This is a genomic window from Streptomyces sp. NPDC042002 (assembly GCF_055588305.1).
The window spans coordinates 1-26269 of sequence record NZ_JBVJCT010000032.1 but is presented as its reverse complement, the minus strand read 5'-3'; the positions used below and the strand labels follow the sequence as shown (position 1 = coordinate 26269).

19 protein-coding genes are annotated in these 26269 nt (G+C 70.9%); 14 read left to right on the top strand and 5 right to left on the bottom strand.

Annotation, left to right across the window (positions count from 1 at the left end):
* Positions 1 to 27: 27 nt before the first annotated feature.
* Positions 28 to 417 (top strand): hypothetical protein, encoded by a 390-nt coding sequence (locus ACZ6KY_RS32500; RefSeq protein ID WP_469313847.1) that lies wholly within the window; start codon positions 28 to 30, stop codon positions 415 to 417.
* Between the two features lie 124 nt (positions 418 to 541).
* On the opposite strand, the gene ACZ6KY_RS32495 is transcribed toward ACZ6KY_RS32500, so the two are convergent.
* On the bottom strand, positions 542 to 1540 hold the full coding sequence (locus ACZ6KY_RS32495; protein ID WP_469313846.1) for a CAP domain-containing protein: 999 nt from the start codon (positions 1538 to 1540) through the stop codon (positions 542 to 544).
* Between the two features lie 153 nt (positions 1541 to 1693).
* Between ACZ6KY_RS32495 and ACZ6KY_RS32490 the strand changes: the two genes are divergently transcribed.
* The 3 genes from ACZ6KY_RS32490 (at position 1694) to ACZ6KY_RS32480 (ending at position 6418) form a co-directional block, all read left to right on the top strand.
* The gene (locus tag ACZ6KY_RS32490; RefSeq protein ID WP_389081651.1) at positions 1694 to 1975 is read left to right on the top strand and encodes an acylphosphatase; all 282 of its coding nucleotides are present in this window, start codon (positions 1694 to 1696) and stop codon (positions 1973 to 1975) included.
* Positions 1976 to 2356: 381 nt separating this feature from the next.
* Positions 2357 to 2560: a hypothetical protein gene (locus ACZ6KY_RS32485; RefSeq protein ID WP_028802434.1), complete on the top strand. Its 204-nt coding sequence runs from the start codon at positions 2357 to 2359 to the stop codon at positions 2558 to 2560.
* A 207-nt stretch (positions 2561 to 2767) separates the two neighbouring features.
* Entirely contained in the window at positions 2768 to 6418 is a 3651-nt protein-coding gene (locus ACZ6KY_RS32480; protein WP_469313845.1) for an AAA family ATPase, read from the top strand.
* A gap of 67 nt (positions 6419 to 6485) precedes the next feature.
* On the opposite strand, the gene ACZ6KY_RS32475 is transcribed toward ACZ6KY_RS32480, so the two are convergent.
* Positions 6486 to 6827: a DUF4326 domain-containing protein gene (locus ACZ6KY_RS32475; RefSeq protein ID WP_469313844.1), complete on the bottom strand. Its 342-nt coding sequence runs from the start codon at positions 6825 to 6827 to the stop codon at positions 6486 to 6488.
* Positions 6828 to 7357: 530 nt separating this feature from the next.
* Here ACZ6KY_RS32475 and ACZ6KY_RS32470 point away from each other — a divergent pair.
* Positions 7358 to 8776, top strand: coding sequence for a sugar porter family MFS transporter (locus ACZ6KY_RS32470; RefSeq protein ID WP_469313843.1), 1419 nt, complete (start codon positions 7358 to 7360; stop codon positions 8774 to 8776).
* 95 nt (positions 8777 to 8871) lie between these two features.
* Here ACZ6KY_RS32470 and ACZ6KY_RS32465 read toward each other — a convergent pair whose 3' ends face one another.
* Entirely contained in the window at positions 8872 to 9876 is a 1005-nt protein-coding gene (locus ACZ6KY_RS32465; RefSeq protein WP_469313842.1) for an LLM class flavin-dependent oxidoreductase, read from the bottom strand.
* Positions 9877 to 10158: 282 nt separating this feature from the next.
* On the opposite strand from ACZ6KY_RS32465, the gene ftsY reads away from it, so the two are divergent.
* Entirely contained in the window at positions 10159 to 11367 is a 1209-nt protein-coding gene (ftsY, locus tag ACZ6KY_RS32460) for a signal recognition particle-docking protein FtsY (protein WP_469313841.1), read from the top strand.
* A 168-nt stretch (positions 11368 to 11535) separates the two neighbouring features.
* Here the strand turns inward: ftsY and ACZ6KY_RS32455 are convergent, their stop codons facing one another.
* Complete coding sequence (locus ACZ6KY_RS32455) at positions 11536 to 12198, bottom strand: bifunctional DNA primase/polymerase (RefSeq protein ID WP_469313840.1); 663 nt, start codon at positions 12196 to 12198, stop codon at positions 11536 to 11538.
* 446 nt (positions 12199 to 12644) lie between these two features.
* Between ACZ6KY_RS32455 and nsdA the strand changes: the two genes are divergently transcribed.
* From nsdA to ftsH, 6 genes are all read left to right on the top strand, one after another.
* Positions 12645 to 14120 (top strand): transcriptional repressor NsdA, encoded by a 1476-nt coding sequence (gene nsdA / locus ACZ6KY_RS32450; RefSeq protein ID WP_469313839.1) that lies wholly within the window; start codon positions 12645 to 12647, stop codon positions 14118 to 14120.
* Positions 14121 to 14556: 436 nt separating this feature from the next.
* A complete protein-coding gene (locus ACZ6KY_RS32445) occupies positions 14557 to 15894 on the top strand; it encodes an ammonium transporter (RefSeq protein WP_469313838.1) in 1338 nt (445 codons plus the stop codon).
* Positions 15891 to 16229, top strand: coding sequence for a P-II family nitrogen regulator (locus ACZ6KY_RS32440; RefSeq protein ID WP_261708276.1), 339 nt, complete (start codon positions 15891 to 15893; stop codon positions 16227 to 16229). The genes ACZ6KY_RS32445 and ACZ6KY_RS32440 overlap by 4 nt, the downstream gene beginning before the upstream one ends.
* A gap of 38 nt (positions 16230 to 16267) precedes the next feature.
* Complete coding sequence (locus ACZ6KY_RS32435) at positions 16268 to 18727, top strand: [protein-PII] uridylyltransferase (RefSeq protein ID WP_469313837.1); 2460 nt, start codon at positions 16268 to 16270, stop codon at positions 18725 to 18727.
* Positions 18728 to 18958: 231 nt separating this feature from the next.
* Complete coding sequence (ffh, locus tag ACZ6KY_RS32430; protein WP_469313836.1) at positions 18959 to 20512, top strand: signal recognition particle protein; 1554 nt, start codon at positions 18959 to 18961, stop codon at positions 20510 to 20512.
* 122 nt (positions 20513 to 20634) lie between these two features.
* The gene (gene ftsH / locus ACZ6KY_RS32425) at positions 20635 to 22569 is read left to right on the top strand and encodes an ATP-dependent zinc metalloprotease FtsH (RefSeq protein WP_469313835.1); all 1935 of its coding nucleotides are present in this window, start codon (positions 20635 to 20637) and stop codon (positions 22567 to 22569) included.
* A gap of 140 nt (positions 22570 to 22709) precedes the next feature.
* Here the strand turns inward: ftsH and ACZ6KY_RS32420 are convergent, their stop codons facing one another.
* Positions 22710 to 23567 carry an SAM-dependent methyltransferase gene (locus ACZ6KY_RS32420; RefSeq protein ID WP_469313834.1) on the bottom strand — a complete coding sequence of 286 codons (858 nt, stop codon included), beginning with the start codon at positions 23565 to 23567 and terminating at the stop codon, positions 22710 to 22712.
* 201 nt (positions 23568 to 23768) lie between these two features.
* On the opposite strand from ACZ6KY_RS32420, the gene proS reads away from it, so the two are divergent.
* A complete protein-coding gene (proS, locus tag ACZ6KY_RS32415) occupies positions 23769 to 25184 on the top strand; it encodes a proline--tRNA ligase (protein WP_469313833.1) in 1416 nt (471 codons plus the stop codon).
* A gap of 251 nt (positions 25185 to 25435) precedes the next feature.
* Positions 25436 to 26032, top strand: coding sequence for a hypothetical protein (locus tag ACZ6KY_RS32410; RefSeq protein WP_467759497.1), 597 nt, complete (start codon positions 25436 to 25438; stop codon positions 26030 to 26032).
* The last annotated feature ends 237 nt before the right edge of the window (positions 26033 to 26269 follow it).

Sequence of the window (26269 nt, the reverse complement as noted above, 5' to 3'; positions counted from 1 at the left end):
TGGATCCGCTTCTGAGTATGGGTACTCATGTGCGACACCCGCCGGCTCGGCATGCTGGGCCGCACGCGAGGGGCGACGGGCGACCGCGGACGGAACGGGGTGGACATGGAACGCGGGAGGGAGCCGTCGACCGGCCGGCAGGTGGTGATGGGTGTGGCGCTGCTCGTCAGCGACCTGGTGGTCATCGCCGGGCTGCTGTACGGCTATGGGATCACGGGCTGGGCCGACAGCTACAACGAGGGCGACGCACCCGAGGCGCCGGAGCTCGCGCTGCGGCTGACGTGGTACCTGGCCGGTGGCGCGGCGGTCACGGGCGGCGGCCTTCTCGCGATGCGATGGCGCATCCCCGGCGCCGTACAGATCGTCGTCCTGGGGATCGGGGCGCTCCTGTTCCACTCGCTCGCCGCCCGCACATAGGCGGCGCCCGGCCCCTCGACCCTGGGCGTCGGAACAGGCAAGGACGGACGACAGCCCGGACGTGAACCAAAAACACAGCCATGGCCGACCCCCTAGCGGGCCGGCCATGTGATCCGCGGCTACCTCAGTAGCCGAAGTCCTGCGTCCACCAAGGGCCGCCCGTGCCGAAGTGGACTCCGACGCCGAGGGTCTTGAAGTCGCAGTTCAGGATGTTGGCCTTGTGGCCGGGGCTGTTCATCCAGGCGTCCATGACGGCGGCCGCGTCGGCCTGGCCGCGGGCTATGTTCTCGCCGCCGAGGCTGGTTATCCCGGCCTTCGCGGCACGGTCCCAGGGGGTCAGTCCGCTCGGGTCGGTGTGGTCGAAGAAGTCCCGTGCCGCCATGTCCTCGCTGAAGGCCTGGGCCAGGTCCGACAGGGCGCTGTTCGCGGCCACCGGGCTGCAACCGACCGCGGCCCGCTGGTCGTTGACGAGATTGAGCACCTCGGCCTCGGCGGCGGCCTGTGCGGACACGTTCACCGGGGCCAGGGTGACCGGCGCCTTGGTGGCGGTCTGGGAGGGCTTCGGAGCCTCGGGCGCCGTCGCCTCCTCGGTGGGCTTGGCGGTCGGCACCTTCGACGGCTGCGTCGTGGTGGGAGCGGCCGACGGCGCCGACGAGGTCGACGTGGAGGGGACCGAGGGGGCGGCCGAGGGCGTGGCCGCGCGATTGGCGCCACGGCTCGTCGACGTGTCGTCGCGGGAGTCCGCGCTGCCCGAGGTACCGCCCTGCTGGGTGTCCCCACTGGACGGCGAGCCCACGGCCTGAACGCTGTCGGAGTTGTTGCCGCCACCGCCGAGCGCGCCGAGCGCGTAGTTGTCGCTGCCGGGCAGGACACCGGCCGCGACGGCCACGGTGCCGAGAGCCACGGCCGCCGAGACGCCGAGCAGTCCCGTCTTGACCGGGCTCGGACCCTTTCGCTTGCGGTGCGAGCGGTTGGTGGCCGCGGACGGGAGATCGGCGACGGCCGCGTAGCCGTACAGGTTCTCCGGGCCGTAGCTCTCCGTGTGGGTCCCGCTCGTTTCTGTGACTCCGGTGGCGCGCCCTGTGGCGGCGCGGCCGGCGTCGGAGCGTCGGTGGCGTCCCATCTCTTGGGCCTTCCTCGATCTTGAGTCAGCGATCCTCACCTGAACCTCACCCGAAAGAGTGAGTTTCTAATGAGACTCATTGGGTCGGGACGGTACCCCATGGCGCAAGGGGAGGATGTGCTCCGCGAGACATTGTCCGGTTAGCGTGCAGCCATGAACGAGGTCGTACGGCTGGTCGTCTGGGTGCGCGGACGCGTCCAAGGTGTGGGTTTCCGCTGGTTTACGCGGGCCAGGGCGCTGGAGATCGGCGGGCTGAGTGGTTTTGCTCTCAATCTCGACGACGGACGCGTCCAGGTGGTCGCGGAGGGCTCCCGAGCCGGTTGCCAGGGGCTGCTCGACTGGCTCCAGGGAGACGACACGCCCGGCCGGGTGGACGGAGTCACTGAGATCTGGGACACGCCCCGCGGGATCTACGACGGCTTCGCGATCCGGTGACGGCGACGGCCCCGAGGGCCCGTGATGGTGTCATGGCGTATGCCGCCGGCACCCGTCAGTAGCGGAAACGGCCTGGTGGTTGCCAAGAACGGTGCGAAGTGGCAGGCTCCCCAGGTAACGATGATCTCGACGCCCCGAGGGCCCCGCAGGAGTCGCAGCGCCGCAGTTCCAAAAGCCGCGCGACAGTGGGTTGCCCGCCGATACGGGGCGTGATCGTGTTGACCGTCAAACTTTTTGGTGAGACGCTGAAAGCCCCGCGCACCCTAGCTGTTTGGCATGTGGAACGGCAGCAGGACATCAGCAGTGTCAAGCATCGCGGGTGCGATTCCCTCACGACCCACACCGCTTCGGTCGGTCACTCAGTGTGGAGGACCATCCATCATGGCAAAGGCGCTTCTCGGTTACGTCGGCGGTTCCGACCCGCGACTCATTGCCGAGATGCGACGGCTCCAGCAGCGCGTCCAGGACCTCGAATCCGAGCTCGTACGGATTCAGGCCGAGAACGACGCGCTCGCGGCTGCCGCTTCTCACGACTCGCTTCTCGAGAGCATCGACGTACCCCAGGCGGAGCCTGCGCTCACCTGACCACTGCACCGCACCACGACAGCAGTGGTTGGGCAGCCCGAATCAGCCGCTAAGTTGTCAGATTTGCAAGGGACGCCCTCAGGCGTCCCTTCTTTCTTTCCCCCGAGCACCGCTCCCCCTCTTTAACGTCTGGTGTGCCCTGCGCGTTCATGGGCGAAACCGCGCGTTCATGGAGTGAGACCGGCCCGAAAGGTAGAGTCCAGCGGCGTGCACCTCAAGGCCCTGACCCTGCGCGGGTTCAAGTCGTTCGCCTCCGCGACCACCCTGCGGTTCGAGCCGGGCATCACCTGTGTCGTGGGCCCCAACGGCTCGGGCAAGTCCAACGTCGTGGACGCGCTCAGCTGGGTCATGGGCGAGCAGGGGGCCAAGTCGCTGCGCGGCGGCAAGATGGAGGACGTCATCTTCGCCGGCACCACCGGGCGTCCGCCGCTCGGCCGTGCCGAGGTGTCCCTCACCATCGACAACTCCGACGGCGCCCTGCCCATCGAGTACGCCGAGGTCACCATCACGCGGATCATGTTCCGCAACGGCGGCAGCGAGTACCAGATCAACGGCGACACCTGCCGACTGCTGGACATCCAGGAGCTGTTGTCGGACTCCGGCATCGGCCGGGAGATGCACGTCATCGTCGGACAGGGCCAGCTCGACTCCGTCCTGCACGCCGACCCGATGGGCCGCCGCGCCTTCATCGAGGAAGCGGCGGGCGTCCTCAAGCACCGCAAGCGCAAGGAGAAGGCGCTGCGGAAGCTGGACGCCATGAAGGCGAACATGGCCCGCGTCCAGGACCTCACCGACGAACTGCGGCGCCAGTTGAAGCCGCTCGGCCGACAGGCCGCCGTGGCGCGCCGCGCCGCCGTCATCCAGGCCGACCTGCGCGACGCCCGGCTGCGCCTGCTCGCCGACGACCTCGTACGCCTGCGAGGGGCGCTCCAGTCCGAGATCGCCGACGAGGCCGCGCTCAAGCGGCGCAAGGAATCCGCCGAGGCCGAGCTGAAGAAGGCGCTCCAGCGGGAGGCACTCCTGGAGGACGAGGTACGGCAGCTGACACCGCGCCTCCAGCGCGCACAGCAGACCTGGTACGAACTCTCCCAGCTCGCCGAGCGGGTGCGCGGCACCATCTCGCTGGCCGACGCGCGCGTGAAGAGCGCCACCTCGGTGCCCGCCGAGGAACGGCGCGGGCGCGACCCCGAGGACATGGAGCGCGAGGCCGCCCGCGTCCGTGAGCAGGAGGCCGAACTCGAAGCGGCCCTGGAAGCGGCCGAGCGGGCCCTGGAGGACACCGTCGCGCACCGCGCCGAGCTGGAGCGCGAGCTCACGGTCGAGGAGCGCCGCCTCAAGGACGTGGCCCGCGCCATCGCCGACCGCCGTGAAGGCCTCGCCCGCCTCAACGGCCAGGTCAACGCGGCCCGTTCACGCGCCGCCTCCGCGCAGGCCGAGATCGACCGGCTCGCCGCCGCCCGCGACGAGGCCCAGGAGCGCGCGGTCACCGCCCAGGAGGAGTACGAGCAGCTGAAGGCCGAGGTCGACGGTCTCGACGCGGGCGACGCCGACCTCACCGAACAGCACGAGGCGGCCAGACGCGCCCTGTCCGACGCGGAGGCCGCGCTGAGCGCGGCCCGCGAGGCGGCCACCGCGGCCGAACGCGAGCGGGCCGCCACCCAGGCCCGCCGCGAGGCCCTGGCCCTCGGCCTGCGGCGCAAGGACGGGACGGGAGCCCTGCTCGGCGCCACCGACCGGCTCACCGGTGTCCTGGGTCCCGCCGCCGGACTGCTGTCGGTCACCCCCGGTTTCGAGGTCGCGCTCGCCGCCGCGTTCGGCGTGGCCGCGGACGCCGTCGCGGTCACCACACCCGCCTCCGCGGCGGAGGCCATCCGTCTGCTGCGCAAGCAGGACGCGGGCCGCGCGGCGCTGCTGCTCGCCGGAGCACCCGAGGAACCCCGCGCCGACGCCGGACCGACGGGCGGCGCCTCCATGGACGTAACCCTTCATGACAGGGGTCCGGACCAGGATCAGGACAGGGACCCGGGCAGGGACCGGGCCGGGGAGTGGAGCGACGGGCCGCCGTACGCCGCCGATCTCGTCCGGGGTCCCGCCGAGCTGATGCCCGCCGTACGGCGGCTGCTGCGCGGGATCGTCGTCGTAGGGACCCTCGAAGAGGCCGAGGACCTGGTCTACGCGCGGCCCGGACTCACCGCGGTGACCGCCGAGGGCGACCTGCTCGCGGCGCACTTCGCGCACGGCGGGTCCGCCGGGGCGCCCAGCCTGCTCGAAGTGCAGGCCTCCGTGGACGAGGCGGCGGCCGAGCTCAAGGAACTGGCCGTGCGCTGCGACGAGTTGACCGAGACGCAGCGTCTGGCGGCCGAGCTGCGGACGCAGCGGGCCGCGCTCGTCGAGGAGTTGGGGGAGCGGCGGCGAGCGGCCGAGCGGGAGAAGTCGTCGGTCGCGCAGCAGCTCGGACGGCTGGCCGGGCAGGCGCGGGGCGCCGCGGGCGAGGCGGAGCGCAGCACCGCGGCCGCAGCCCGCGCGCAGGAAGCGCTGGACCGGGCCGTGGAGGAGGCCGAGGAACTGGCCGAACGGCTCGCCGTGGCCGAGGAGATGCCCGTCGAGGAGGAACCCGACACCTCGGTACGGGACCGGCTCGCCGCCGACGGCGCCAACGCGCGGCAGACGGAGATGGAGGCCCGGCTCCAGGTGCGTACGCACGAGGAGCGGGTCAAGGGACTCGCCGGGCGGGCCGACTCGCTCGACCGGGCCGCCCGCGCCGAACGCGAGGCACGCGCGCGTGCCGAACAGCGCCGGGCCCGGCTCCGTCACGAGGCGGCCGTCGCCGAGGCCGTCGCGTCCGGTGCGCGACAACTGCTCGCGCACGTCGAGGTCTCGCTCGCCCGGGCCGAGGAGGAGCGCACCGCCGCCGACAGCTCCAAGGCCCGCCGCGAGCAGGAGCTCGTCACCGCGCGGAGCCAGGGCCGCGACCTCAAGGCGGAGCTCGACAAGCTCACCGACTCGGTGCACAGGGGCGAGGTGCTCGGCGCGGAGAAGCGGATGCGCATAGAGCAGCTGGAGGCCAGGGCGCTGGACGAACTCGGCGTCGAACCGGCCGGACTCGTCGCGGACTACGGCCCCGATCAGCTCGTACCGCCGTCGCTGCCCGCCGAGGGCGAGGAACTGCCCGAGGACCCGGAGCACCCGCGCAACCAGCCCCGGCAGTTCCACCGTGCCGAGCAGGAGAAGCGGCTCAAGTCGGCCGAGCGGGCGTACCAGCAGCTCGGCAAGGTCAATCCGCTCGCCCTGGAGGAGTTCGCCGCGCTGGAGGAGCGCCACAAGTTCCTCAGCGAGCAGCTGGAGGACCTCAAGAAGACGCGCGCCGACCTTCTCCAGGTGGTGAAGGAGGTCGACGAGCGCGTCGAGCAGGTCTTCACCGAGGCGTACCGGGACACCGCCCGGGAGTTCGAGGGCGTCTTCAGCCGGCTGTTCCCGGGCGGGGACGGGCGGCTCATCCTGACCGACCCCGACAACATGCTCACCACGGGTGTCGACGTGGAGGCCAGACCGCCCGGCAAGAAGGTCAAGCGGCTCAGCCTGCTCTCCGGCGGCGAGCGGTCGCTGACCGCCGTCGCACTCCTCGTGGCGATCTTCAAGGCGCGCCCCAGCCCGTTCTACGTGATGGACGAGGTCGAGGCGGCGCTCGACGACACCAACCTCCAGCGGCTGATCAGGATCATGCAGGAGCTGCAGGAGGCCTCCCAGCTGATCGTGATCACGCACCAGAAGCGCACGATGGAGGTCGCCGACGCCCTGTACGGCGTCTCCATGCAGGGCGACGGCGTCTCGAAGGTCATCAGCCAACGACTGCGGTGACGCCCCCCGCACGTGCCCGTGCGCCCCTGCCCGTGCCCACGCCCGCCCGATGCCGGGAGGGCCAGGTCTACGGTCCGTCCGGCTCCGGAAGGTCCGCGCCCGCGCCCTCGTCGGCGAGTTCGGCGAGCACCTCCGCGTGGCAGAGCTCGGGGACGCACCAGCAGCCGAGCCGGTGGCCGCGCAGGGCGGGGAGCCGGGCCAGCAGCTCCGGACGCGCCGGCAGATAGGCGCGGTACATCTCGACGACCTCCTCCCGGGTGCCGTCGTGGCCGGGCCGGAACGGGCTCGCCAGCGGGGAACCGGCCAGGTGCCAGCCGCCCCGGTGCATGGCGCGGCCGACGTACACCACATCGGCGTACGCCGGATCGTCGCGGTGACCCTTGAGGTTGACGACCGTCGTGGGCGGCATGACCGGATCCTCGCCGCTCGGGCCGCTGCGGGCAACGCGAAACACGGCGGCACCGGCACGCCCGCGAGCGCACCCTCGCGGGCGTGTCCGCGGTGTTCCGCGGGTGTTCCGCGTGTCACACCCGGGCGCTCCGTTCAGGGTCCGTGCGCCGCGACGGCCCTCGCCGCCGCCGCCCGAGCCGGAGATCCCGACGGGCCCGATCGCCCGAGCGGTCGGCCCCGAGTGAGCCGACTCGCCGCGGATTCCGCCGTCTCGACCCGGGTCAGTGACCGTGCGACGCGGTGCGCAAGGTGGCTTTTGGTGGGCCATTCGGATGTCAGATGTTCAAGTCTTGAATACAACTACGTCACATCTGACGCAGAAGTTCACATCTCTCCAAGTTTGACTTCGAAACTTGAAGGCATATTCTCTCCGACGTTGCTTTTACCTTCAGGTGGTGGCCCGCGTGAACATGTGCGCCACTGGTACCACCAGCGAAGGGTTTCGCCCCCCACCCCCGGCAGCGAGGCCGGTGGCCCGAGGAGTTTTACGTGACCAGCGCATCGCAGGCACCTAAGTCAGAAGCCAAGTTGGCTCACCCCGAACATCTCGGGCACGTCATCTTCATCGCGGCGGCGGCCGCGATGGGCGGCTTCCTGTTCGGCTACGACAGTGCCGTGATCAACGGCGCCGTCGAGGCCATCCGCAGCCGCTACGACATCGGCTCCGCGGCCCTGGCCCAGGTCATCGCCATCGCCCTGATCGGCTGCGCCATCGGCGCCGCGACCGCCGGCCGCATGGCCGACCGCATCGGCCGCATCCGCTGCATGCAGATCTCCGCGACGCTCTTCACCATCAGCGCCGTCGGCTCGGCGCTGCCCTTCGCGCTGTGGGACCTCGCCTTCTGGCGCATCGTCGGCGGATTCGCCATCGGCATGGCCTCCGTCATCGGCCCCGCCTACATCGCCGAGGTCTCCCCGGCCGCGTACCGCGGGCGGCTCGGCTCGTTCCAGCAGGCCGCGATCGTCATCGGCATCGCCATCTCGCAGCTCGTCAACTACGCCATCCTGAACGCCGCCGGCGGCGAACAGCGGGGCAAGCTCCTGGGCGTGGAAGCCTGGCAGGTCATGCTCGGCGTCATGGTCATCCCGGCCGTCGTCTACGGTCTGCTCTCCTTCGCCATCCCCGAGTCGCCGCGCTTCCTGCTCGAGGTCGGCCGCAGGGACCGTGCCCGTGAGGTGCTCAAGGAGGTTGAGGGCGACAAGATCGACCTGGACGCCCGCGTCGCCGAGATCGAGCACGCCATGAAGCGCGAGCACAAGTCGACCTTCAAGGACCTGCTCGGCGGTGCCGTCTTCTTCAAGCGGATCGTCTGGGTCGGTATCGGTCTCTCGGTCTTCCAGCAGTTCGTCGGCATCAACATCGCGTTCTACTACTCCGCGACGCTGTGGCAGTCGGTCGGCGTCGACCCGACGGACTCGTTCTTCTACTCGTTCACCACGTCGATCATCAACATCATCGGCACCGTGATCGCCATGATCTTCGTGGACCGCATCGGCCGTAAGCCGCTCGCCCTCATCGGCTCCGTGGGTATGGCCATCGGTCTCGGCGCGGAGGCCTGGGCCTTCTCCTACGACCTGGTCGACGGCAAGCTGCCGGACACCCAGGGCTGGGTCGCCCTGATCGCCGCCCACGTCTTCGTCCTCTTCTTCGCCCTCTCCTGGGGTGTCGTGGTCTGGGTCTTCCTCGGCGAGATGTTCCCGAACCACATCCGCGCCGCCGCGCTCGGTGTCGCCGCCTCCGCGCAGTGGATCGCCAACTGGGCCATCACCGCGAGCTTCCCGTCGCTGGCCGACTGGAACCTCTCCGGCACCTACGTGATCTACACGTGCTTCGCCGTGCTCTCCATCCCCTTCGTGCTCTTGTTCGTCAAGGAGACGAAGGGCAAGACCCTGGAGGAGATGGGCTAGCCGCCCGCGTCACCGGCGGCTCCTCGCGAGCCCCGGTGACTCCCCGGAACTCGGGGAGAAGGGCCAAGTCCCCGCTGCCCCTCTCCTCGTACTCGTCAAGAGGGCGTGCTGCCCCGGCTCGGACCGTCAGGTCGGTCGAGCCGGGGCAGCACGCTTTCGCAGAACAGCCGCAGACCGCGCCAGCCCTCGTCCACGGGCATCCCGCCGGACAGCGGATGCAGTACGAGGCTGTCGAGGCCCAGCGCCACGCACTGGTCGGGCGTGAGGATGCGGTAGACGCCCTCGGCACGCAGCTCCTCGACCGTCGTGGCCGCCGACTTCACCGCCGAGCGGATGTCGCCGGACTGCCAGGAGGCGTACGTCCGCGCCTCGTGCAGGAAGTGGGAGCCGTACGCGGCCCAGGCCCGGTCCGGGTCCTCGGCGATGTGCAGCAGCGGCGTCTCGGCGCCGGGCATCATGGTCCAGCCCTCGGTGCCGTACTCGATGAGCCGCTCCTTGTAGTAGGCCTCCAGCTCGGGCAGGTGGGCGCTCGGGAAGAAGGGCAGCCCGAGCCGGGCGGCGCGCCGGGCCGCCGCCCTGGAGGAACCGCCCACCAGCAGCAGGGGGTGCGGATCCGAGAACGGACGCGGGGTGACCCGTACCGTGCGGCCCCGGTAGGTGAACTCCTCGCCGGTCCACGCCTTCAGCACCGTCTCCAGCAGCTCGTCCTGGAGCTCGCCGCGCCGCTTCCAGTCGACGTCGAAGAGCGCGTACTCCTCGGGCCGGTAGCCGATGCCGGCCACGGTCACCAGGCGCCCGCCGCTGAGCAGGTCGAGTACGGCGATGTCCTCGGCGAGACGCAGCGGGTCGTGCAGCGGGCCGATGACCGCCGAGACGGTCACCGCGAGACGCCGGGTCGCCCCGAAGACCGCGCCCGCGAAAGCGAACGGCGAGGGCAGCCAGTTGTTGGCGACGCCGTGGTGCTCCTCGGTCTGCACCGTGGTGATCCCATGGTCGTCGGCGTATGCGGCCATCTCGACGGCCGCCCGGTAGCGGGCGCCGAGCGAGGCGGGGGTGGCGCCGGGTTCGACGAGGTTGAAGCGCACGACCGTTACGGGCATGGGGAGCCCCCCTTCGTGTGTGGAGGGGGACGGTAGCTGACGGTGCGTCAGGTTTCCATAGCGGCGGACGTCGGGGCCGGGCCGGAGCGCCGGTCGGATCGACGGGCCCGGAGGGGGCTGGGCGTGGCCCGTGCCCACCGGCGCGGACCGCACGCTCCCGGAGCTGCGCCGGGGGTGCCCGGGTCCACGCCGGAGCTCCAAGTGTTCGTACAAAACTACAAGAGTTCCCCTGCGTGGGGGGAAAAGCCTCCCGCGCAAGGGATGACTGATACTGGGTTCGTTATGGAAACCATCATCCTTGCTGTAGTCATCGCCGTGGTGGTGATCGGCGCGCTCGGCGGGCTCGTCGTCGGCAGTCGCAAGCGGAAGCAGCTGCCCCCGCCGCCCCCCGCCGCCCCGGACATCACCGCCCCACCGGCCGAACCGCACGTCGGCGACGAGGCCGAGGCGCCACGCGACGAACCGCGCCGCACGATAGAGGAGGTGGATCTCCCCGACGGCTCGGCCGTCCCGTCGGTCGTCGTCGAGGAACCTCCGGTCGCCCCCGAGATCGAGATCGAGATCCCGGAACCGACCGCCGGCCGCCTGGTGCGCCTGCGCACCCGGCTCTCCCGCTCGCAGAACGCGCTCGGCAAGGGGCTGCTCACGCTGCTCTCGCGCGAGCACCTCGACGAGGAGACCTGGGAGGAGATCGAGGACACGCTGCTCGTCGCCGACGTCGGTGTGCAGCCCACCCAGGAACTGGTCGAGCGGCTGCGCGAGCGTGTGAAGGTGCTCGGCACCCGGACGCCGGTCGAACTGCGCGCCCTGCTGCGCGAGGAGCTGCTCACGCTGCTCGTCCCGGAGTTCGACCGCACGGTCAGGACCGACTCGAACCTCGACACCCCGGGCATCGTGATGGTCGTCGGCGTCAACGGCACCGGCAAGACCACCACCACCGGCAAGCTCGCGCGGGTGCTCGTCGCCGACGGCAAGAACGTCGTGCTGGGCGCGGCCGACACCTTCCGCGCCGCGGCCGCCGACCAGCTCCAGACCTGGGGCGAGCGCGTGGGCGCCCGCACCGTCCGCGGTCCCGAGGGCGGCGACCCCGCCTCGGTCGCGTTCGACGCGGTCAAGGAGGGCATCGCGGAGGGCGCGGACGTCGTCCTCATCGACACCGCGGGCCGGCTCCACACCAAGACCGGTCTCATGGACGAGCTCGGCAAGGTCAAGCGCGTCGTCGAGAAGCACGCCCCGCTCGACGAGGTGCTGCTCGTCCTCGACGCGACCACGGGCCAGAACGGTCTGGTCCAGGCGCGCGTGTTCGCCGAGGTCGTGGACATCACCGGCATCGTGCTGACCAAGCTCGACGGCACGGCGAAGGGCGGCATCGTCATCGCGGTGCAGCGCGAGCTGGGTGTCCCGGTCAAGCTGGTGGGGCTCGGCGAGGGCGCGGACGACCTGGCGCCGTTCGAGCCGGAGGCGTTCGTTGACGCCCTTATCGGAGAGTGACCACCCGCGCGAACGCGTAGGTGCCCGAAGAAGCGCCCGTCCCACGACACTGTCGGGGGACGGGCGCTTCGTCCTGTGCGGCTGCTGCCGTCGACGGCGTGGGCCGTCGCCTCCCGTGGGGTGAGGCGACGGCGGACGGACCTGTGGGGGAAGGCTCGGGCCGGAGCCTCAGGCCCGCGAACGGTGTGCCACGTAGGCCAGCGTGCCCAGCAGCAGCCGGGCCGGGGGCGGCTTCGTGGCGGAGTCGAGGGCGGGGGAGCGCAGCCAGCGGACCGGGCCGAGTCCAGCGCGGTCGGAGGGCGGGGCGGTGATGAACGTACCGGGGCCCAGGCCGTGCAGGTCGAGGGTGGCGTCGTCCCAGCCCGTCCGGTAGAGCAGCTCGGGAAGCTCGGCGGCGGAGCCGGGGGAGACGAAGAAGTGGGCGCGGCCGTCCGCCGTTGCCGTGACCGGACCGAGAGGCAGGCCCATGCGCTCCAGGCGGGCGAGCGCGCGGCGCCCCGCCGGCTCGGCCACCTCGATCACGTCGAACGCCCGGCCGACCGGCAGCATCACCGCGGCACCCGGGAACTCGGACCAGATGCCGGTCGCCTCGTTCAGGGTCGCGCCCGCCGGGATCGTCGGGGCGAAGCCCAGGGGGTGCGCGCCCGGCGCGGCGCAGTCGCCCCTGCCGCACGAGCACGCCCCCGCGGCGGCTCGGGCGCCCGGGACCACGTCCCATCCCCACAGTCCGGTGAACTCGGCGACGGCCGTGCCCTCCGACGAGCGGCCGCGGCGACGAGCGCCGGTCCGGATGTCGCGCATCGCCCGACTACTGCCGATCGTGAAGCCCATGCCCCCTCCAACGGGTCCGATGCGCGGGTGGTTACGTGAAGGAACCGGATTGTCACCCTCTGTTCCTGACTGCCCGGTATCGCGCGATCCAGGCGGCGCCTTGCGGTGCACGGGGTGGTGTGCTCGGCTCCGCGCGCCCTGGAGTGCGCCTTTCCGCCCACCCTTGGCGTTCTGTGTCAAGTGAATCGCGGCCATGGTGAACGGAGTTCATTCGAAGGGGTGGCGAATGGTGGCGTTTCATGGATCGCCATGGCTGAGTCCGTGATCGTAGGATTACTTTGTGTGCACGAGTCCTGGGGTTGTCTGTACTCGTGGGTATGCCAAGGGCAAGCCGGTTTCCCGTTCGAAGGGTGAGAACTACCGGACGCGCGGCGGTATTTACCGGCATTCTGATAGGGCTTGGCGCAGAGCGGCGGCAAGTGGTCTCGGGGAGTGGGGGCGTTCCAGTGGGCGGCAACGGCGGAGGCGGGACGAACGCTGACAAGCGCCCCAACGACATGCTCGGCTCGTGGTTTGTGCGCAGCGGCTGGTCGAAGGGCGAGCTCGCGCGGCAAGTGAACCGCCGGGCCCGGCAGTTGGGGGCCAACCACATCTCCACGGACACCTCGCGGGTGCGTCGCTGGCTGGACGGGGAGAACCCGCGCGAGCCGATCCCGCGGATCCTGTCGGAGCTGTTCTCCGAGCGGTTCGGCTGTGTCGTCGCCGTGGAGGACCTCGGTCTGCGCGCGGCCCACCAGGCACCCTCCGTGTCCGGCATCGACCTCCCGTGGACGGGCCCCCAGACCGTCGCGCTGATCAGTGAGTACTCGCGCAGCGACCTGATGCTGGCGCGGCGCGGCTTCCTCGGCAGCTCGCTGGCGCTCTCCGCGGGCCCGGCCCTCATCGAGCCCATGCAGCGCTGGCTCGTCCCCACGCCCATGGCGTCGTACGAGGAGAGCGAACCCCCGGCCTCGACGCGCCGCGGCGGCCGGCTCTCCCAGCCGGAGCTGGACCTCCTGGAGTCCACCACCGTGATGTTCCGTCAGTGGGACGCCCAGTGCGGCGGCGGACTGCGCCGCAAGGCCGTCGTCGGCCAGCTCCACGAGGTGACGGACCTGCTCCAGGAGCCGCAGCCCGCCGCCACCGGCAAGCGCCTGTTCAAGGTCGCGGCCGAACTGGCCGAGCTGGCGGGCTGGATGAGCTACGACGTGGGTCTCCAGCCCACCGCGCAGAAGTACTTCGTGCTCGCCCTGCACGCCTCGAAGGAGGCGGGCGACAAGCCCCTCGGCTCGTACATCCTCTCCAGCATGAGCCGCCAGATGATCCATCTCGGGCGCCCCGACGACGCGTTGGAGCTGGTCCACCTCGCGCAGTACGGCAGCCGCGACTGCGCGAGCCCGCGCACCCAGTCGATGCTGTATGCGATGGAGGCCCGCGCCTACGCCAACATGGGCCAGCCCGGAAAGTGCAAGCGGGCCGTCCGGATGGCCGAGGACACCTTCGCCGACGTGCACGAGTGGGACGACCCGGACCCCGACTGGATCCGCTTCTTCTCCAAGGCCGAGCTGTACGGCGAGAATTCGCACTCCTACCGTGATCTCGCCTATGTCGCCGGGCGCAGCCCCACGTACGCCTCCATGGCCGAGCCTCTGATGCAGCAGGCGGTCGACCGTTTCGGCAAGGATTCCGAGCACCAGCGTTCGTACGCACTCAACCTCATCGGCATGGCCACCGTGCACCTTCTCCAGCGTGAGCCCGAGCGGAGTGCGGTCCTGGCCAAGGAAGCGCTGAGGATCGGCAAGAAGGTGCGCTCGGAGCGCGTCAACACTCGTATCCGAAAGACGGTCGACACCGCGGTCCGTGACTTCGGGGACCTCGCCGAGGTCATCGACCTCACCGACCAGCTGGCCGTCGACCTCCCCGAGACCGCTGAGGCGGTCTGATTCCCGGCCGCCCAGGCGGCCCCGCCCAGTACCCCGGCTGCGGCCGGTCGTCCCGAACTGCCCGACTCGGCTCCCCCATGCCAGGTCATCGGACGACCAGCCGTGGCCGGTTCCGCTGTATGCGGCCGCGGCCGGCCCAGCTCCCGCGGACATGGCTGGTCACCGCGCGGACGCCGCACACCATGGTCGCCGCCGTCCTCGTCGAAGAGGCCGCGAGCGCGCCGCCGGAGATTGCGTCACGATAACGATCGATTCGACCGCAATCCGGCAGTTCATGAATGCGTAACACACAGAGCGCCTTCGTCACTGGTGCGAAACATCGAGGGGCTTCCACGGAAACGGCGCTGCGTCAATCTCATGGCGCATAACCGGCCCACCCCTCACGACCACTCAGGCTTCGCCCGCACGGGGCCGTACCAACGACGAGGAGACGCCGATGGCACCAGCCATCACCCTTGCCGCAGAGGCACCCAAGCTGTCTGCCGCCAACACAGGGTTCATGCTCATCTGTTCCGCCCTGGTGCTCATCATGACGCCCGGACTCGCCTTCTTCTACGGAGGCATGGTCCGCGTCAAGAGCACCCTCAACATGCTGATGATGAGCTTCATCAGCATCGGGATCATCACCATCCTGTGGGTGCTGTACGGCTTCTCTCTCGCCTTCGGCACCGACAAGGGATCGTTCATCGGCTGGGACTCGCACTGGGTCGGCCTGAGCGACATCGGCCTGACGCAGCTCTGGCCCGGCTACACCATCCCGGTGTTCGTGTTCATGGTCTTCCAGATGATGTTCGCCATCATCACCCCCGCGCTGATAAGCGGTGCTCTCGCCGACCGCGTGAAGTTCACGGCGTGGTCGCTCTTCATCACACTGTGGGCCACGCTCGTCTACTTCCCGGTCGCCCACTGGGTGTGGGGCACGGGCGGCTGGGCCTTCGACCTCGGTGTGATCGACTTCGCCGGTGGTACGGCGGTCCACATCAACGCGGGCGCCGCGGCGCTCGGCGTGATCCTGGTCATCGGTAAGCGCGTCGGTTTCAAGAAGGACCCGATGCGTCCGCACAGCCTTCCGCTGGTGATGCTCGGCTCCGGCCTGCTGTGGTTCGGCTGGTTCGGATTCAACGCCGGCTCGTGGCTCGGCAACGACGACGGCGTCGGCGCGCTGATGTTCGTCAACACGCAGGTCGCCACCGCGGCCGCCATGCTGGCCTGGCTCATCTACGAGAAGATCCGGCACGGCGCGTTCACCACGCTGGGCGCCGCCTCCGGCGCGGTCGCCGGTCTGGTCGCCATCACCCCGTCCGGTGGCTGTGTCTCCCCGCTCGGCGCGATCGCCGTCGGCGCCATCGCCGGTGTCCTGTGCGCCATGGCCGTGGGCCTGAAGTACCGGTTCGGCTACGACGACTCCCTGGACGTCGTCGGTGTCCACCTCGTCGGCGGTGTCATCGGCTCCCTGCTGATCGGCTTCTTCGCCAGCGGCAAGGGCCAGTCCACGGCCGAGGGCCTCTTCTACGGCGGCGGCCTGACCCAGTTCTGGAAGCAGTGCGCCGCGGTCTTCGCCGTCCTCGGTTACTCCCTGGTCGTCTCCGCCATCCTCGCCTTCCTCATCGACAAGACGATGGGCATGAGGGTCACCGAGGACGAGGAGATCTCCGGCATCGACCAGGCCCAGCACGCCGAGACCGCATACGACTTCAGCGGTGCCGGCGGCGGCACCGCACGGACCGCCGCGACCGTCCCGGCCGACGCGGATGCCAAGAAGGTGGACGCATGAAGCTCATCACCGCCGTCGTGAAGCCTCACCGGCTCGACGAGATCAAGGAGGCCCTGCAGGCCTTCGGGGTTCACGGACTGACGGTCACCGAAGCGAGCGGCTACGGTCGGCAGCGGGGACACACCGAGGTCTACCGCGGTGCCGAGTACACCGTCGACCTCGTCCCCAAGATCCGCATAGAGGTGCTGGTCGAGGACGACGACGCCGAACAGCTCATCGACATCGTCGTGAAGGCGGCCCGAACCGGCAAGATCGGTGACGGCAAGGTGTGGTCCATCCCGGTCGATACGGCCGTCCGGGTCCGGACCGGCGAGCGCGGCCCGGACGCGCTCTGACCGGACCGGCCCGCCAGAGGAAAGACAGGAGTCGCTGGGTGACGAGTACGGACACGCGAGTGGAAGCAGAGGACTCGGGACCCAGCGGCTATGCGGCGGCCCGGCTGCGCCTCCTCCAAGAGGGGGCGCGGTCCGGGCCGCCGCGCCGTGCCGCCCTCGCCGAACTGACGGACGACTGGCTGACCGGTCTGTTCACCGCCGGATCCGAGGGCCTGCGCGGAGTCTCCCTCGTCGCCGTCGGCGGCTACGGCCGCGGTGAGCTCTCCCCCCGCAGCGACCTCGACCTGCTCCTCCTGCACGACGGCGGTGACTCCGGCGCCGTCGCCGCCCTCGCCGACCGCATCTGGTACCCCGTCTGGGACCTGGGCCTCGACCTCGACCACTCGGTCCGTACGCCGGCCGAGGCGCGCAAGACCGCCGCCGACGACCTCAAGGTCCAGCTCGGTCTCCTCGACGCCCGCCACCTCGCGGGCGACCTCGGCCTCACCGCCGGATTGCGTACGGCCGTCCTCGCCGACTGGCGCAACCAGGCGCCGAAACGGCTGCCCGAACTCCAGGAGCTGTGCGCGGAGCGCGCGGAACGCCAGGGCGAACTCCAGTACCTCCTCGAACCGGACCTGAAGGAAGCCCGCGGCGGACTGCGCGACGCCACCGCGCTGCGCGCCGTCGCCGCGTCCTGGCTCGCCGACGCACCCCGCGAGGGCCTCTCCGACGCCCGCCGCAGACTCCTGGACGTCCGTGACGCCCTGCACCTCGCCACCGGGCGCGCCACCGACCGCCTCGCCCTCCAGGAACAGGACCAGGTCGCCGCCGAACTCGGACTGCTGGACGCCGACACACTGCTGCGCCAGGTCTACGAGGCCGCGCGCGTCGTGTCGTACGCCAGTGACGTCACCTGGCGCGAGGTGGGACGCGTCCTGCGGTCGCGCGCCGTACGGCCGCGGCTGCGCGCCATGCTGGGCGGCGGCAAGCCGGCCGCCGAGCGGTCCCCCCTCGCCGAGGGCGTGGTCGAACAGGACGGCGAGGTCGGGCTCGCCCGCACCGCGCGGCCCGAACGCGACCCCGTGCTCCCGCTCCGCGCGGCCGCCGCGGCCGCGCAAGCCGATCTCCCCCTGTCGCTGCACGCCGTACGGCGCATGGCCGCCGTCGCGCGCCCCCTCCCCACACCCTGGCCCGCCGAGGCCCGCCAACAACTCGTCACACTGCTCGGCTCGGGCCGCCCGACCATCGAGGTCTGGGAGGCACTGGAGGCGGAAGGGCTGATCACCCGGCTGCTGCCCGACTGGGAGCGGGTGCGCTGCCGGCCGCAGCGCAACGCCGTGCACATCTGGACCGTCGACCGGCACCTCATCGAGACGGCCGTCCGGGCCTCCGAACTGACCCGCCGCGTCGGCCGACCCGACCTCCTCCTCGTCGCCTCCCTGCTGCACGACATCGGCAAGGGCTGGCCCGGCGACCACTCCGTGGCGGGCGAGATCATCGCCCGCGACGTGGCCGCCCGCATCGGCTTCGACCGTACGGAGGTGGCGGTGCTCGCCACCCTCGTACGCCACCATCTGCTGCTGATCGACACCGCGACCCGGCGTGACCTGGAGGACCCGGCCACCGTCCGCTCGGTCGCCGAGGCCGTCGGATCACAGGGCACCCTGGAACTGCTGCACGCGCTCACCGAGGCGGACGCGCTGGCCACCGGGCCCGCCGCCTGGTCCTCCTGGCGCGGCTCCCTCGTCGCCGACCTGGTCAAACGGGTCTCGGCCGTCCTCGCCGGGGACGTCCCCGAGGAGCCCGAGGCCGCCGCGCCGACCGCCGAGCAGGAACGGCTCGCGATCGAGGCCTGCCGCACGGGCGGGCCCGTCCTGGCCCTGCGCGCGCAGACGGAACCGGTCGACACCGACGCCGAGCCCGCCACCGTCCCGGAGGACCCGGAGCCGCTCGGTGTGGAACTCCTCATCGCGGTCCCGGACCAGCCCGGCGTGCTCCCCTCGGTGGCCGGCGTCCTCGCCATGCACCGGCTGACCGTCCGCACCGCCGAGCTGCGCGCCCTGGACCTGCCCGACGGGGTCGAGGGCTCGGTCCTGCTGCTCAACTGGCGGGTCGCCGCCGAGTACGGCTCCCTGCCCCAGGCCGCCCGCCTGCGCGCCGACCTCGTACGCGCCCTCGACGGCTCCCTCGACATCACCGCGCGCCTCGCCGAACGCGACGCCGCCTACCCGCGCCGCCGCGGAACGATCGCGCCGCCGCCCCGTGTGACGGTCGCCCCGGCCGCCTCGCGCCACGCCACGGTCATCGAGGTCCGCGCCCACGACGCCCCGGGCCTGCTGCACCGCATCGGGCGGGCCCTGGAGGACGCGCACGTCCGGGTCCGGAGCATGCACGTCTCCACCCTCGGCGCGAACGCCGTGGACGCCTTCTACGTGACGGGCACCAAGGGCGCGCCGCTGCCGGGCGAGGAGGCGGCCTCACTGGCGCGCGCCCTGGAGGAGATGCTGAGGGGGTGACCCCGCCCTCGTTTTGCGCGGTGAGCGGACAGACGATCCCCGCACCGCGGGCGTGATCCGGCCGGCGAAAGCCGGTCCGGGAGAGTTTCCAGCCCCGCTCCCCGCCGCCGCCGGGCTCCGCTGCTTCCGTCCCCGCCCGTCGAATGCGGCGGGCGGGGACGATTCGCTTGCCGGGCCGGATACCCTGGAGGGCAGCCCAAAACGCCCCCGACTCCGAGGACCGAAGCCACCGTGTTCGATACCCTCTCCGACCGCCTCAGCGCGACGTTCAAAAACCTCCGCGGCAAGGGGCGCCTCAGTGAGGCGGACATCGACGCCACGGCCCGGGAAATCCGCATCGCGCTTCTCGAAGCGGACGTCGCCCTCCCGGTCGTCCGCACGTTCATCAAGAACGTCAAGGAACGCGCCCTCGGTTCCGAGGTCTCCAAGGCCCTGAACCCGGCCCAGCAGGTCCTGAAGATCGTGAACGACGAGCTCGTCACGATCCTCGGTGGTGAGACGCGCCGCCTCCGGTTCGCCAAGAACCCGCCCACCGTGATCATGCTCGCGGGTCTCCAGGGCGCGGGCAAGACCACGCTCGCCGGAAAGCTCGGCAAGTGGCTCAAGGACCAGGGCCACTCCCCGCTCCTCGTCGCCGCCGACCTCCAGCGCCCGAACGCGGTGAACCAGCTCAGCGTCGTCGCCCAGCGCGCGGGTGTCGCCGTCTACGCCCCCGAGCCGGGCAACGGCGTCGGCGACCCGGTCAAGGTCGCCAAGGACTCCATGGAGTTCGCGAAGACCAAGGTCCACGACATCGTGATCGTGGACACCGCCGGCCGCCTCGGTATCGACCAGGAGCTGATGCGGCAGGCCGCGGACATCCGCGACGCCGTCAGCCCCGACGAGATCCTCTTCGTCGTCGACGCGATGATCGGCCAGGACGCGGTCAACACGGCCGAGTCCTTCCGCGACGGCGTCGGCTTCGACGGCGTGGTGCTCTCCAAGCTCGACGGTGACGCCCGCGGTGGCGCGGCCCTGTCGATCGCCTCGGTCACCGGCAAGCCGATCATGTTCGCGTCGAACGGCGAGAAGCTCGACGACTTCGACGCCTTCCACCCGGACCGGATGGCCTCCCGCATCCTCGACATGGGTGACCTCCTCACCCTGATCGAGCAGGCGGAGAAGACGTTCAGCCAAGAAGAGGCCGAGAAGATGGCCTCCAAGCTGGCGTCCAAGAAGGGCCAGGACTTCACCCTGGACGACTTCCTGTCCCAGATGGAGCAGGTCAGGAAGATGGGCAGCATCAGCAAGCTGCTCGGCATGCTCCCGGGCATGGGCCAGATCAAGGACCAGATCAACAACCTCGACGAGCGCGACGTCGACCGTACGGCCGCCATCATCAAGTCGATGACCCCGGCCGAGCGCCAGGAGCCGACGATCATCAACGGCTCGCGCCGTGCCCGTATCGCCAAGGGCTCCGGCGTCGAGGTCAGCGCGGTCAAGGGCCTGGTCGAGCGCTTCTTCGAGGCCCGCAAGATGATGTCCCGCATGGCCCAGGGCGGCGGGATCCCGGGCATGCCCGGGATGCCGGGGATGGGCGGCGGCCCCGGCCGCGCCAAGAAGAAGCAGAAGCAGGCCAAGGGCAAGCAGCGCTCCGGCAACCCGATGAAGCGCAAGCTCCAGGAGGAAGAGGAGGCCGCTCGCCGCGAGGCCGGCGCGCAGGGCGGCAACGCCTTCGGTCTCCCGCAGCAGGGCGCCCAGGAGGACTTCGAGCTGCCGGACGAGTTCAAGAAGTTCATGGGCTGACCTCCCGTCCCGTACGGGAGCGCCTTTCGTGACGCCCACTGGGGGCGCCCCTCACCGCGAGGGGCGCCCCCAGCGGCATGGGTGCGGGTGCCGGTGTCCACCATCTGACGTAACGTCCCCTTATGAGCAATGCCGTGCCGCCGCGCAAGGCACCTGATCAGCCGTGGCGTACCGAGGGCACGCCGCCCGAGCCGACCCCGCCGTCGGGCGGCCGGCGAAAGCTGCCGGGCGGCTGGTGGAGCCTGGCCCTGGCCGCGCTCATCGTGTTCCTGGTCGCCAACCTGGTGCTGTCCTTCTACAACCAGGGCAACGAGCCGACGATCTCGTACACGGAGTTCAGCAGGCAGGTCGGCGACGGCAACGTCTCCAAGATCTACTCCAAGGGCGACGCGATCCAGGGGCAGCTCAAGAACTCCCAGGAGAACCCCGACGGCGACGGGAAGTACACCAAGTTCAAGACCCAGCGCCCGGTCTTCGCGGACGACAAGCTCTGGGAGAACCTGCAGAAGCACGACGTCACGGTGACCGCCTCGCCGGTCGTCCAGGAGCGCAGCTTCCTCTTCAACCTGCTGATCTCGCTCGCCCCGATGGCCCTGCTCGTCGTCCTGTGGATCTTCATCGCCCGGCGGATGGGCTCGGGTATGGGCGGCGCCGGCGGCATGCTCGGCCGCAAGACGCCTCCGAAGCCGGTCGAACTCGTGCCCGGCGGCAAGCGCACGACGTTCGCGGACGTGGCCGGCATCGACGAGGTCGCCGGTGAGCTCAACGATGTCGTGGACTTCCTCAAGAACCCCGACGCGTACCGCAGGATGGGCGCGAAGATGCCGCGCGGTGTGCTGCTGGCGGGCCCGCCGGGCACCGGAAAGACCCTGCTCGCGCGGGCGGTCGCGGGGGAGGCGGGGGTCCCGTTCTTCTCCGCCTCCGCCTCCGAGTTCATCGAGATGATCGTGGGCGTCGGCGCCTCGCGCGTGCGTGAACTGTTCGCCGAGGCCCGCAAAGTGGCCCCGTCCATCATCTTCATCGACGAGATCGACACCATCGGACGGTCGCGGTCGGGCGGCTCCGCCATGGGCGGTCACGACGAGCGCGAGCAGACACTGAACCAGATCCTCACCGAGATGGACGGCTTCTCCGGTTCGGAGGGCGTCATCGTCATCGCCGCCACCAACCGCGCGGACATCCTGGACCCGGCGCTCACCCGCCCCGGCCGCTTCGACCGCGTCGTCAACGTCTCGCCCCCCGACCGCGGCGGCCGAGAGGCGATCCTGGAGATCCACACCCGCGACATCCCGCTCGCCCCCGGCGTGGACCTGACCCAGGTGGCCCGGTCGACCCCGGGCATGACCGGCGCCGACCTCGCCAACCTCGCGAACGAGGCGGCCCTCCTGGCCGTCAAGCGCAAGCAGGACGAGGTGACACAGGGCGACCTCTCCGAAGCGCTCGAAAAGGTCCAGCTCGGCGCCGAACGCTCGCTGGTCATGCCCTACGAGGAACGCCGCCGCACCGCGTACCACGAGAGCGGCCACGCCCTCCTCGGGATGCTGCGGCCCGGCGCCGACCCGGTCCGCAAGATCACCATCGTCCCGCGCGGCCGAGCCCTCGGCGTCACCCTCTCGACGCCGGACGCGGACCGGTACGCGTACACCGAGGAGTATCTGCGCGGCCGGATCATCGGCGCCCTCGGCGGCATGGCCGCCGAGCACGTCGTCTACGACGTCATCACCACGGGCTCGGAGAACGACCTGGAACAGGTCACGAACCTCGCCCGCGGCATGGTGGCCCGCTGGGGCATGAGCGAACGGGTGGGCAGGCTGTCCGCGCTGCCCAACGACGCCCAGCAGGCCTACGGCCTCGCGGCGGCTCCGGGCACCCTCGACTCGATCGACCACGAGATGCGCCGCATCGTCGACGAGTGCTACGAGGAGGCCTGCCAGAAACTCCGCGACCACCGAGGACAACTGGACGCCCTGGCCGAGGCGCTCCTCGCGAACGAGACGCTGGAGGAGGCGGAGGCGTACCGGATCGCCGGGGTGCCCCGGGCGGCGAAGGAGGTGTGAACGCCCGGCCCGACCTCAGGCGGCCCTCCTCAACAGTCCGTCCCCAGAGTCCGCCTTCAGCAGCGCGTCCTCAGCGGTCCGTCTTCGGCGGTCCGTCTTCAGTACCGTGTCCGCATGCCGTCCTCGCGCCGCGGGGGTCCTCAGGCCGTACGGGCGATCAGATACCGGAACACGTTCGGCATCCAGACCGTTCCGTCCCGCCGCAGATGAGGATGCAGCGCCTCGGCCACTTCCTTGTCGACCTGGGCCTGATCGGTGGCGTCGACCGCGGCGTCGAAGAGGCCCGTGGAGAGCAGCCCGCGCACGGCGCTGTCCACATCGGCGTAGCCGAACGGGCAGGCCACCCGGCCCGAGCCGTCCGGCCGCAGCCCGGCCCGCTCGGCGACCTCCTCCAGGTCGTCCCGGCGGGCGGCACGCCAGCTCGCCGCGCCGCGCAGGGGATCGGCCAGCTTGGTGGCGACCCGCAGCACGGCCGAGGTGCTGCACCGCTCCGGCGGCCCCCACCCGACCAGCACCACGGGCGTTCCCCGGTCGGTCAGCGGCGCCGCCGCCGCGAGGAGCGAAGCGAGCCCTTCGGAGTCGCCGGCCACGCAGCCGATCGGCTCGAACGCGGTCACCAGGTTGTACGCCGACCCTCCCGCGACGGCCGCGTCCCCGGGAGAGCCGGCGACGAGCCTGGTCTCGGCGCGCGGGCGCGTGTCCCGTCCCTGCGGCAGCAGACGTTCTCTCGCGAGGGCCAGCCGTTCGGGTGACGAGGAGTCGACACCCGTGACGGCGGCGCCGCGGGAGGCCGCCGTCAACAGGGCGAGCCCCGTCCCGCAGCCGAGCCCGAGCAGCCGTGTCCCGCCGCCCACTTCGAGTCGCTCGTAGACGGCCTCGTGGAGCGGTACCAGCATCCGCTCCTGGATCTCGGCCCAGTCACGCGCGCGTGCACCCCGGTCCGCGCGGGGCGATGGGCCCGCATGAGGAAGGTGCTGCCGCACGAGCGTAGGTGTCATCGAAAGTGCCCCAATCCGCCGAGAGTTGCCGCCGGGCCCCCTTGTCCTCCGCCCCCGCGCACGAGGCCCGCACTCCCCCCGTATGTCAGGTAACTCCCCGCTCGACGTGCCGTCCAGGGTTTGCGGGGCCCCGTTTGTGCCCCAGCCGCAAAGGGCGCGAGAATTCACATACCGGCAACGTGGGCCCGTACCATCACCCGCATGGCAAAGGCACCCGTTCTCACGCCCCAGGCGGACGATTTCCCGCGCTGGTACCAGGACTTGATCAACAAGGCCGAGCTCGCCGACAACGGGCCGGTGCGCGGCACCATGGTCATCCGGCCGTACGGGTACGGGCTGTGGGAGCGGATGCAGCAGGAGATGGACGCCCGCATCAAGGAAGCGGGTGCCCAGAACGCGTACTTCCCGCTGTTCATCCCGCAGTCGTACCTGACCCGGGAGGCCGAGCACGTCGAGGGCTTCGCGCCCGAACTCGCGGTCGTCACGCACGGCGGCGGCAAGGAGCTGGAGGAGCCGGTCGTCGTCCGCCCCACCTCCGAGACGATCGTCAACGAGTACTTCTCCAAGTGGGTCCAGAGCTACCGCGATCTGCCGCTGCTGATCAACCAGTGGGCGAACGTGGTCCGTTGGGAGATGCGCCCGCGGGTGTTCCTGCGGACGACCGAATTCCTCTGGCAGGAGGGCCACACCGCGCACGCCACCTACGAGGACGCCCGCGACTACGCGGCGCACATCCACAAGGAGGTGTACGCCGACTTCATGACCGACATCCTCGGCATCGATGTCGTCCTTGGCCGGAAGACGGCGAGCGAGCGGTTCGCGGGCGCCATCAACACCCTCACGCTCGAAGCCATGATGGGCGACGGCAAGGCGCTCCAGATGGGCACCAGCCACGAGCTGGGGCAGAACTTCGCGAAGGCGTTCAACACCCGGTACCTGTCCAAGGCCGGGAAGCAGGAGCTCGTCTGGCAGACCTCCTGGGGGTCCTCGACCCGCATGGTGGGTGGCCTGATCATGTCGCACGGCGATGACAGTGGGTTGCGGGTGCCGCCCCGGCTCGCCCCGGTACAGGTCGTCGTCCTCGCGATCAAGGGGGACGAGGCGGTTCTGGCCAAGGTCCGCGAGATCGGCGACCGGCTGAAGGCGGCGGGTGCAAGGGTCCAGGTCGACGACCGTACGGACACCCCCTTCGGGCGCCGCGCCGTCGACTGGGAGCTCAAGGGCGTCCCCGTACGCGTCGAGGTCGGCCCCCGTGACCTGGAGAACGGCACGGCGATGCTGGTCCGCCGGATCCCCGGAGGCAAGGAGCCCGTGGCCGTCGACGCACTGGCGGCCCTGCTCCCCGCGCTCCTCGAAGAGGACCAGGCGCTGCTCCTGCGGCAGTCGCGTGAGCGCCGCGAGTCCCGTACGTCGGACGTGTCGACGATCGACGCGGCCGTGGAGGCCGCCGTCGCGGGCGGCTGGGCGCGCATTCCCTGGGCCGACCTCGGCGAAGAGGGCGAGGCCCGGCTCGCCGAGCACGCGGTGACCGTACGGTGTCTGGTCGCCGAGGACGGGTCGGTGCCGGACGCCGACGACGCACCCGGTAACGTCGCCGTCGTCGCCCGCGCCTACTGAGTGGGACGCGAGGGCGGCCGAAACACCTCTTGCGCATCCGCCGACCACAGGTGCCCCGGTGTGCGGATTCCGTCTACGCGCCGGGGCGTACGTGTGCCTACGTACCGCCTTGGTATGAGCTGTGATGCTTCTCCGCAGATCAGCGCACCCGCCCTCGTCAGGACGCATCAGTGGCAACTGACGGGTACGTGCAAATTATTTGGGATGCCCCGGAATAGGAACACAGGGGCACCTCCGCTCGTTCTCATTACGTGAGCACGACACCACCTGTTCTCGCCGCAGAGCTGGCAGGGGCGTGGGCCGACATTCAGCGGCACCACCCCGAACTGCCCGATCTTGCCGCGCCAGAGTCCCTGATCGGAGAATCGTCGTCCGCCTGCGGACACGAGCTCTCCTTCGAACGACTGCTTCACGAAGCAGTCCACGGCATCGCCGCCGCCCGCGGAGTCCGCGACACCTCGCGCGCCGGCCGGTATCACAACCGCAGATTCCTCGCGATCGCCGAGGAGCTGGGCCTCGACCACCCCGAGGAGCCGCATCCCAGCAGTGGCTTCTCGCTGGTCACGCTCAACCCCGAGGCGAAGCGCCGCTACCGCCCGACCATCGAGCGGCTCCAGCGGGCGCTGAAGGCCCACACGGCCGCCACGTCCGCGGACACCGCCCGCTCGTTCCGCGGGCCGGCCGCCCGCCACGGCTCCTCCGGGGGAGGCGTCCGCGTCAAGGCCGTCTGTGACTGCGGGCGCAATGTGCGCGTGGTCCCGTCGGTCCTCGCGCAGGCGCCGATCGTGTGCGGAGGATGCGGCAAACCCTTCCGGATTCCGGAGGTGGTCGGGGCGGCCGTCGCCTGAGACGCGTGCGACACCGGCGTCTCGTGGGTGCCGGACGAGTACGCGCGGCCCGTGAGCAGTCGTGCCTCCCCCACTGTCCCTGGGGAAGTGGGGGAATTCAGGAGGCGCGAGTGCACGCGGGCCTCACCTCGCCGACGCCCCGGGCGGCCGATCCGCGCAGGTCCGGGGGGGGGGGGGGGGGGGGGGGGGGGGGGGGGGGGGGGGGGGGGGAGGCAAAAACGCCCGTCGGGGGGGGGA

What these genes read in the sequence shown, in the direction of transcription:
- ACZ6KY_RS32500 (WP_469313847.1), top strand. Translation starts at nt 28, where the DNA reads ATGTGCGACACCCGCCGGCTCGGCATGCTGGGCCGCACGCGAGGGGCG.
- ACZ6KY_RS32495 (WP_469313846.1), bottom strand. Translation starts at nt 1,540, where the DNA reads ATGGGACGCCACCGACGCTCCGACGCCGGCCGCGCCGCCACAGGGCGC.
- ACZ6KY_RS32490 (WP_389081651.1), top strand. Translation starts at nt 1,694, where the DNA reads ATGAACGAGGTCGTACGGCTGGTCGTCTGGGTGCGCGGACGCGTCCAA.
- ACZ6KY_RS32485 (WP_028802434.1), top strand. Translation starts at nt 2,357, where the DNA reads ATGGCAAAGGCGCTTCTCGGTTACGTCGGCGGTTCCGACCCGCGACTC.
- ACZ6KY_RS32475 (WP_469313844.1), bottom strand. Translation starts at nt 6,827, where the DNA reads ATGCCGCCCACGACGGTCGTCAACCTCAAGGGTCACCGCGACGATCCG.
- ACZ6KY_RS32465 (WP_469313842.1), bottom strand. Translation starts at nt 9,876, where the DNA reads ATGCCCGTAACGGTCGTGCGCTTCAACCTCGTCGAACCCGGCGCCACC.
- ftsY (WP_469313841.1), top strand. Translation starts at nt 10,159, where the DNA reads ATGGAAACCATCATCCTTGCTGTAGTCATCGCCGTGGTGGTGATCGGC.
- ACZ6KY_RS32455 (WP_469313840.1), bottom strand. Translation starts at nt 12,198, where the DNA reads ATGGGCTTCACGATCGGCAGTAGTCGGGCGATGCGCGACATCCGGACC.
- ACZ6KY_RS32445 (WP_469313838.1), top strand. Translation starts at nt 14,557, where the DNA reads ATGGCACCAGCCATCACCCTTGCCGCAGAGGCACCCAAGCTGTCTGCC.
- ACZ6KY_RS32440 (WP_261708276.1), top strand. Translation starts at nt 15,891, where the DNA reads ATGAAGCTCATCACCGCCGTCGTGAAGCCTCACCGGCTCGACGAGATC.
- ftsH (WP_469313835.1), top strand. Translation starts at nt 20,635, where the DNA reads ATGAGCAATGCCGTGCCGCCGCGCAAGGCACCTGATCAGCCGTGGCGT.
- ACZ6KY_RS32420 (WP_469313834.1), bottom strand. Translation starts at nt 23,567, where the DNA reads ATGACACCTACGCTCGTGCGGCAGCACCTTCCTCATGCGGGCCCATCG.
- proS (WP_469313833.1), top strand. Translation starts at nt 23,769, where the DNA reads ATGGCAAAGGCACCCGTTCTCACGCCCCAGGCGGACGATTTCCCGCGC.